This is a genomic window from Streptomyces sp. NPDC002057 (genome assembly GCF_040296665.1).
In the GTDB taxonomy this organism is placed as follows: Bacteria; Actinomycetota; Actinomycetes; order Streptomycetales; family Streptomycetaceae; genus Streptomyces.
In genome coordinates this window covers 1-8,657 of the sequence record NZ_JBEOXR010000104.1, presented here as the reverse complement: position 1 = coordinate 8,657, position 8,657 = coordinate 1, and the positions used below count along the sequence as shown (strand labels likewise).

4 protein-coding genes and 1 pseudogene are annotated in these 8,657 nt (G+C 68.9%); all 5 read left to right on the top strand.

Annotated features, from left to right (window positions below):
• Positions 1 to 249: pseudogene (locus tag ABT129_RS37765) on the top strand (hypothetical protein); the annotation flags it as partial.
• Between the two features lie 141 nt (positions 250 to 390).
• Positions 391 to 4,677 carry a discoidin domain-containing protein gene (locus ABT129_RS37760; protein WP_351910755.1) on the top strand — a complete coding sequence of 1,429 codons (4,287 nt, stop codon included), beginning with the start codon at positions 391 to 393 and terminating at the stop codon, positions 4,675 to 4,677.
• Positions 4,678 to 4,984: 307 nt separating this feature from the next.
• On the top strand, positions 4,985 to 6,406 hold the full coding sequence (locus tag ABT129_RS37755; RefSeq protein WP_351910753.1) for an ABC transporter substrate-binding protein: 1,422 nt from the start codon (positions 4,985 to 4,987) through the stop codon (positions 6,404 to 6,406).
• A 103-nt stretch (positions 6,407 to 6,509) separates the two neighbouring features.
• A complete protein-coding gene (locus ABT129_RS37750) occupies positions 6,510 to 7,469 on the top strand; it encodes a carbohydrate ABC transporter permease (protein WP_351910751.1) in 960 nt (319 codons plus the stop codon).
• A 16-nt stretch (positions 7,470 to 7,485) separates the two neighbouring features.
• Positions 7,486 to 8,361 (top strand): carbohydrate ABC transporter permease, encoded by an 876-nt coding sequence (locus tag ABT129_RS37745; RefSeq protein ID WP_351910749.1) that lies wholly within the window; start codon positions 7,486 to 7,488, stop codon positions 8,359 to 8,361.
• The last annotated feature ends 296 nt before the right edge of the window (positions 8,362 to 8,657 follow it).

The window sequence follows — 8,657 nt, the reverse complement described above, 5'->3', positions numbered from 1 at the left end:
GTCACCATCCGGGACACCGACATCGTCGACTCCACGTACGACGGCATCCAGTTCAAGACCGGCGGCGGCGAGATGCCGGACGTGAAGATCACCAACGTCCGCATCGACAAGTCGGTCAACGGCTCCGGCATCCTCGCGATGAGCGGCGCCCGCGGCAGCGCCACCCTGACCGGCGTGACCATCACCAACTCGGCCGAGGGCAACGTCCTGGTCGAGCCCGGCTCACAGTTCGTCATCAGGAACGGCTGACACCCATGACACCGGTCCGGCGGCCCGCCCTACAGGTCGGGCCGCCGGAACGGGCCACGCACCTTCCCCGTCACACACCCCCCCCCACCGAGCCGCGCCTCGTCGCGCCGTGCGCGAGGCCGAGAGCGAGACAGAGGACAGATGACCATCCGCAACTGGAGATCACGGGGCCTGAGCGCCGTGATCGCGACCAGCCTCCTGAGCCTGGGAGGCCCCCTCATCAGCGCCCAGGCGGCCGGCGGCCCCAACATCGCCCTCGGCGACGCCGCCGCCGCTGCCAGCGCCCACGCCGAGTACGGTGCCGCGAACATCACCGACGGCAACCAGGGCACGTACTGGCAGAGCGCCGGCAGCACCCTTCCCCAGTGGGTCCAGGTCGACCTCGGCGCCACCACCCGCGTGGACGAGGTCGTCCTGAAGCTGCCCGCCGGCTGGGAGAGCCGCAACCAGACGCTCTCCGTCCAGGGCAGCGCCGACGGCACCAGCTTCGCCACCCTGAAGAGCTCCGCCTCCTACACCTTCGCCCCGGGCGCGGCCAACACCGTCACGGTGACCTTCCCCGCCACCCAGACGCGGTTCGTACGGGTCGACATCACCGCCAACAGCGGCTGGCAGGCGGCCCAGCTCTCCGAGCTGGAGGTGCACGCCGCCGACGGATCCTCCGCCAACCTCGCGAGCGGCCGCACCCTGACCGCGAGCAGCCACACCGAGGTGTACACGGCGGGCAACGCCAACGACGGCAACCGGGCCACCTACTGGGAGAGCACCAACAACACCCTCCCGCAGTGGATCCAGGCCGACCTCGGCTCCTCCGTCCGCGTCGACCGGGTCGTCCTGCGCCTCCCCGACGGCTGGGGCGCGCGCAGCCAGACCCTGAAGATCCAGGGCAGCACGAACGGCACCTCGTTCACCGACCTGACCACCTCCCAGGCGTACACCTTCGACGCCGCCGGGGGACGGGCCGCGACGATCGCCTTCGACGCGACCACCACCCGCTACGTCCGGGTCCTCGTCACCGCCAACAGCGTCCAGCCCGCCGCCCAGCTCTCCGAGCTGGAGGTCTACGGACCGCAGACGGGCGACACGCAGGCACCGACCGCGCCCGCGAACCTCGCCTTCACCCAGCCGGCCACCGAACAGATCCGGCTCACCTGGAACGCCGCCACCGACAACACCGGCGTCACCGGCTACGACATCTACGCCAACGGCACCCTGCTGACCAGCGTCGCCGGGAACGTCACGACCTTCACGGACACCCGGCCGGCGAACCAGACGGTCACCTACCGGGTTCGGGCCAAGGACGCCGCGGGCAACCAGTCCGCCGACAGCAACACCGTCACCCGCACCGGCGACACCGGGGACACCCAGGCGCCCACCGCGCCCGCGAACCTGGCGCTCACCGAGCCCGGCGCCGGCCAGATCAGGCTGACCTGGAACGCCTCCTCCGACAACACCGGCGTCACCGGCTACGACGTCTACGCCAACAACGTCCTCCGGGGCAGCGTCGCCGGGAACGTCACCACCTACACCGACACCCAGCCGGCCTCCGCCACCGTCACCTACCGCGTCCGCGCCAAGGACGCGGCGGGCAACCAGTCCACCGACAGCAACGCCGTCACCCGCACCGGCAGCGGCGGCACGGGCTCCAACCTCGCGGTCGGCAAGGAGATCAACGCCTCCTCCACCGTCCACAGCTTCGTCGCGGCCAACGCCAACGACAACAACGTCAGCACCTACTGGGAAGGCGCGGGCGGCAGCTACCCGAACACCCTGACCGTCAAGCTGGGCTCCAACGCCGACGTCAACAGCCTCGTCCTCAAGCTCAACCCGGACACGGCCTGGGGGTCCCGCAGCCAGACCGTCGAGGTCCTCGGCCGCGAGCAGAGTGCCACCGGCTTCACCGGACTCGCCGCCGCGAAGAGCTACACCTTCGACCCGGCGTCCGGCAACACCGTCACGATCCCCGTCTCCGGCCGGGTCGCCGACGTCCAGCTGAAGTTCACCGCCAACTCCGGCTCCTCGGCCGGCCAGCTGGCCGAGTTCCAGGTCATCGGCGTCCCCGCGCCCAACCCGGACCTGGAGGTGACCGGTCTGACGACCACGCCGGCCTCCCCGGTCGAGTCGGACCCGATCACGGTCGGCGCCACCGTCCGCAACAGCGGCCCCGCGGCCGCTCCGGCCAGCACGGTCGCGCTCCGTCTCGGCGGCACCAAGGTCGCCACCGCGCAGGTCGGCGCCCTGGCCGCGGGTGCCCAGACCACGGTCACCGCCTCCATCGGCGCCCGCGACGCCGGTTCGTACCAACTGAGCGCCGTCGCCGACGACGCGAACGCCGTCATCGAGCAGAACGAGACCAACAACACCTACACGCGCCCCACCGCCCTGGTGGTCGCGCCGGTCTCCAGCTCCGACCTGGTCGCCGCCTCGGTGACGACCTCCCCGTCCAGCCCGTCCGCCGGTGACACGGTCACCTTCAAGGTGGCCGTCAAGAACCAGGGCACCACGGCCAGCGCCTCGGGCGGCCACGGCGTCACCCTCACCCTCGTCGACTCGACGGGAGCCACCGTCAAGACCCTGACGGGCGCCCACAACGGCGTGCTCGCCGCCGGGGCGAGCGCCGACGTGAACCTCGGCCCGTGGACCGCCGCCAACGGCTCGTACACGGTACGGACGGTCCTCGCCGACGACGCCAACGAGCTTCCGGTCAAGCGCGCCAACAACACCTCCACCCAGCCCCTCTTCGTCGGACGCGGCGCGAACATGCCGTACGACATGTACGAGGCCGAGGACGGCGCCGTCGGCGGCGGAGCCACCGTCGCCGGGCCCAACCGCACGGTCGGCGACATCGCGGGCGAGGCCTCCGGCCGCAAGGCCGTCAGCCTGGACGCGACGGGGGAGTACGTCGAGTTCACCACCCGGCGCCCGACCAACACCCTGGTGACCCGCTTCTCGATCCCGGACGCCCCGGGCGGCGGTGGCATCGACTCCACGATCAACGTGTACGTCAACGGCGTCCTGAAGAAGGCGCTTCCGCTGACGTCCAAGTACGCGTGGCTGTACGGCGCCGAGACCGCCCCCGGCAACTCCCCGGGCTCGGGCGCACCGCGCCACATCTACGACGAGGCGCACATCCTCCTGGGCGAGAACGTCCCGGCGGGTGCCAAGATCCGGCTCCAGAAGGACGCGGCGAACACCTCCACGTACGCGATCGACTTCGTCAACCTGGAGCAGGTCGCCCCGGTCACGAACCCGGACCCGGCCACGTACACCGTGCCGGCCGGATTCGGCCACCAGGACGTGCAGAACGCCCTGGACAAGGTCCGCATGGACACCACGGGCACGCTCGTCGGCGTCTACCTCCCGCCGGGCGACTACCAGACGGCGAGCAAGTTCCAGGTGTACGGCAAGCCGGTCAAGGTGGTGGGCGCCGGACCCTGGTACACGAAGTTCCACGCGCCGTCGACGCAGGACAACACCGACGTCGGATTCCGCGCCGAGGCGGCGGCCAAGGGCTCGCTGTTCAAGGGCTTCGCCTACTTCGGCAACTACACCTCGCGCATCGACGGACCGGGCAAGGTCTTCGACTTCGCGAACGTCTCCGACATCGTGATCGACGAGATCTGGAACGAGCACATGGTCTGCCTGTACTGGGGCGCCAACACCGACCGGATCACGATCAAGAACTCCCGGATCCGCAACATGTTCGCCGACGGCATCAACATGACCAACGGCTCGACGGACAACCACGTCGTCAACAACGACGCCCGGGCGACGGGTGACGACAGCTTCGCGCTGTTCTCCGCGATCGACGCCGGCGGCGCCGACATGAAGAACAACGTGTACGAGAACCTCACCAGCACCCTGACCTGGCGGGCGGCGGGTGTCGCCGTCTACGGCGGCTACGACAACACCTTCCGCAACATCCACATCGCCGACACCCTCGTCTACTCGGGGATCACCATCTCCTCCCTGGACTTCGGCTACCCGATGAACGGTTTCGGGACCGAACCCACGACCTTCGAGAACATCTCCGTCGTCCGGGCGGGCGGCCACTTCTGGGGCTCCCAGACCTTCCCCGGCATCTGGGTCTTCTCGGCCTCCAAGGTCTTCCAGGGCATCAGGGTGAACCACGTGGACATCGTCGACCCCACCTACAGCGGGGTGATGTTCCAGACCAACTACGTGGGCGGCCAGCCGCAGTTCCCCATCAAGGACACGGTCTTCACGGACGTCTCGATCACCGGGGCGCGCAAGAGCGGCGACGCGTTCGACGCCAAGTCCGGCTTCGGCCTCTGGGCCAACGAGCTGCCCGAGTCGGGGCAGGGCCCCGCCGTGGGCGAGGTGACCTTCAACGGCCTCCGGCTGAGCGGCAACGCGGTGGACGTCCGCAACACCACCTCCACCTTCAAGATCAACATCAACCCCTGACCGAAGCGGCGGGGTGATCCCCGTCCCGACCCCGTGAGGCCGATGCAGGTGGCTTGCAGCCCCTTGCATCGGTCTTGCGCGCATTCTGCCCCATGGCGTTGCGGCGAGGGGCGTACGGGCCCGCTGAAGCCCGCACACTGTCGGTTTCGTGAGCAGTGCCCTCCCGCCACCTCCCGTCTCCTGTCAGGCAATTACGAAATCAGCGCGATATCTTGCGTTCACTTGTTGGGAGTGGTTGAGTGTGCCGCGCCCCACAACGCACAGGCGGTGGGGCGACCTCCACGTTCAGGCCCGAAGGGGACCACCCATGAGAAGAGCCCGGTTCCGCCGTACGCGCCGCGCCAGCGCGGTCACCCTCGTCTCCGCCCTCACGCTGACCGCTCTCGCCGCCTGCGGCACGAGCAGCAGCGGCGACAACAACGGCGGCGACGGTTCCAAGGGCGGTGGGTCCTCCGACCCCACCGCCCCGCTGGACCCGAAGACCAAGGTGACGCTCACGATCGACTGCATGCCCCCGGCGGCGAAGGCGGCCGAGCTCAAGGAGTGGAAGGAGGACGTCGCCGAGTTCAACAAGACGTACCCGAACGTCACCATCGAGGGCCGCTCCACCCCCGGCCAGTGTCTGGAGCCGCCGCGGTTCACCGCGATGCTCAAGGCCAAGTCCCAGCCGGACGTGTTCTACACGTACTTCACCGACCTGCCGCAGGTGCTCTCCGAGGACGGCGCCGCGGACATCACCGCGTACGTCAACGACAAGAGCGTGCCGCTGCTCAAGGACATCGACCCCAACGTCCTCGACTCGCTCAAGCAGGACGGCAAGCTGTACGGGCTGCCCACCAGCAACTACACGATGGGTCTGCTGGTCAACCGCAAGCTGTTCAAGGACGCGGGTCTGAACCCGGACGCGCCGCCGCGTACCTGGGAGGAGGTCCGGGCCGCCGCGAAGAAGATCGCCGGGCTCGGGAACGGTGTCGCCGGCTTCGGTGAGTACAGCGCGGGCAACACCGGTGGCTGGCACTTCACCGCGCAGATGTACAGCGTCGGCGGTGATGTGGTGGACGCCTCCGGTACGAAGGCCGCGTTCAACAACGACCTGGGCAAGCAGGTGGCCCGGAACCTCCACGCGATGCGCTGGGAGGACGACTCCATGGGCAAGACGCAGCTGCTGAAGTGGGGTGACCTGCAGAAGCAGATAGCCACCGACAAGCTCGGGATGTTCCTCGCCGCCCCCGACGACATCGCGTACATGGTCCAGCAGCTCGGTGCGAAGTACGAGAACTTCGGCATGGGCCCGATCCCGGGCGGCAGGAACACGCTGGCCGGCGGCAACAACTACATGATCAAGAAGGGCATCTCCGGCGACAAGATCAAGGCCGCGGTCGCCTGGCTCACCTTCAAGAACCTCACCGTCGGCAAGGGCCAGTTCGACTGGGCCCGCACCAAGCAGGACGCCCTGCCCGTCGGCGTGCCGCAGCCCAACTTCTGGCTCAACGGCTCCAAGGCCACGGACGACGCCGCCCGCCTCGCCAACGCCACCATGCCGGTGGCGAACTTCAAGGCCTTCATGGACAACCCCGTCGCCGGCAAGGCCGAGCCGCCGAAGGCGCAGGAGGTCTACAAGGTCCTCGACAACGTGATGTCGGGCCTCCTCACCAACAAGGACGCCGACATCGACAAGCTCCTCGCCACCGCCGAGACCCAGGTCAACCAGGTCCTCGCCAACCAGTGACGGGCCCCGGCGGGGGCGGACCGACCGGCCGCCCCCGCCGGCCCCGACCGGACCCGGCCCTCCACGGCACCACACCCCGGCAGACCAGCACCAAGGAGCGACGATGTCGGCCCCCAGCCTGACCCCGAGCAAGGCGGGATCCCCCCGCCCCTCCCCGCCGCAGGGGACGGACCCCGCACCCCCCGGTGGCCGGTTCGCCAAGAACCTGAAGCGCAACCTCACCGCCCACGGATTCCTCATCGGCGCGGTCGTCTGCTTCGCGGTGTTCTCCTGGTACCCGATGGTCAGGGAGTTCTTCCTCGCCTTCCAGAAGACCGAGAGCGGCCACACCACCTGGGTCGGGTTCGACAACCTCGTCACCGTCGTCAACGACCCGGCCTTCTGGCAGGCCTGGCGGAACACGCTCCTGTTCACCGTGCTCGCGCTGGTCTTCGGCTTCGCGGTCCCCTTCGTCGTCGCCCTCGTCATCAACGAGTTCCACCACGGCCAGGGGTACCTCCGACTCCTCGTCTACCTGCCGGTCATGCTCCCCCCGGTCGCCTCGGTCCTCCTCTTCAAGTACCTGTACGACCCCGGCTACGGCCTCCTCAACGAACTGTTCCGGACCGTCGGCCTGCCCGAGCAGCAGTGGCTCCAGGACCCCGACCTCTCCATGCTCTCCGTCGTCATCGCCTCGACCTGGATGAACATGGGGGGCGCCGCCCTCATCTACCTGGCCGCCCTCCAGTCCATCCCCGGCGAGCTCTACGAGGCGGCCGAACTCGACGGCGCGGGCATCCTCCGCAAGATCTGGCACGTCACCATCCCGCAGACCCGCCTCATCCTGTCGCTGATGCTGCTCATGCAGGTCATCGCCACCATGCAGGTCTTCGTCGAACCGTTCCTGCTCACCGGCGGCGCGGGACCCGAGGGATCGACCACGACCGTCGTCTACCTCATCTACCAGTACGCCTTCAACTTCAACAACTACGGTGCCGCGGCGGCGCTCGGCCTGCTCCTCCTCGTACTCCTGGCCGGTTTCTCGGCGGCGTACGTGAAGCTCAGCCGCGCCGAGGACGAGTAGGACCGGGGAGACCACCATGTCCACACGCACACTCATCTCGCCGTCGCAGCTCGCCCGCCCGCGCGGCAAGGTCCTCTACTGGACCGTCTTCGCCGTGGTCGTCGGCGGCTTCACCCTGGCGTTCCTCGGCCCCCTGTACTGGCTCGTGTCCAGCGGCTTCAAGGACACCCAGGAAGTGATCCAGACACCCCCGACCCTGGTGCCCGGAACGTTCGAACCGGAGAACTACACCCGGGCCTGGGAGGTCATGGACCTCGCCACCCTGCTCTTCAACACCCTCTACTACGCGCTCGGCGCCCTCGCCTTCCAACTCGTCCTCGACGTGGCGGCCGCCTACTCGCTCTCCAAACTGCGGCCCGTCCTCGGCAAGGCGATCCTGGGCCTGATGCTGGCGACCCTGATGATCCCGGCGACCGTCCTCGTCGTACCCCAGTACCTCACCGTCCTGGACGTGCCCATCATCGAGCGCAACCTGCTCAACACACCCTGGGCGATCTGGCTGCCCTCCGTCACCAACGCCTTCAACATCTTCCTGCTCAAGCGCTTCTTCGACTCCATCCCCAAGGAGCTGCTCGACGCCGCGTCGATGGACGGGGCCTCCCCGGTGCGGATCCTCTGGTCGATCGTGCTGCCCATCTCGCGGCCGATCCTGGGAGTCGTCTCCATCTTCGCCGTCGTGGGGGTCTGGAAGGACTTCCTCTGGCCGATGCTCACCCTGCCCGACCCGTCGAAGCAGACGCTCAACGTCGGCATCTACTCGCTCTCCAACGGAGTGCCGGTGAACGTGCTCATCGCCGCGCTCACCATCGCCTCCGTGCCGACCCTCCTCATCTTCCTGGTCTTCCAGCGCAACATCATGAGCGGCCTCACCGCCGGCGGACTCAAGGGCTGACCGGCCGCACCCGGTCGACACCGGCCGGGCCTCCGACCGCGCTCCCACCGGTCCCGAGGCCACCGCGCCCGCCCCCGCCACCGCACCCAGAAGCCTTCGTCGCCGGCCCGCCTTCCCATGCCCCGCAGCATCCGGGCCGGCGACGAAGAACCCCGACCTGCCCGAAAGGACCCTCACGTGGCAGCCCCTCTCTCGCATCGCACCGACGACTGGTGGCGCGACGCCGTCATCTACCAGGTGTATCCGCGCAGTTTCGCCGACGGCGACGGCGACGGCACCGGGGACCTCGCGGGCGT

Coding starts and splice junctions, on each gene's coding strand:
- ABT129_RS37745 (WP_351910749.1), top strand. CDS start 7,486: ATGTCCACACGCACACTCATCTCGCCGTCGCAGCTCGCCCGCCCGCGC.
- ABT129_RS37760 (WP_351910755.1), top strand. CDS start 391: ATGACCATCCGCAACTGGAGATCACGGGGCCTGAGCGCCGTGATCGCG.
- ABT129_RS37750 (WP_351910751.1), top strand. CDS start 6,510: ATGTCGGCCCCCAGCCTGACCCCGAGCAAGGCGGGATCCCCCCGCCCC.
- ABT129_RS37755 (WP_351910753.1), top strand. CDS start 4,985: ATGAGAAGAGCCCGGTTCCGCCGTACGCGCCGCGCCAGCGCGGTCACC.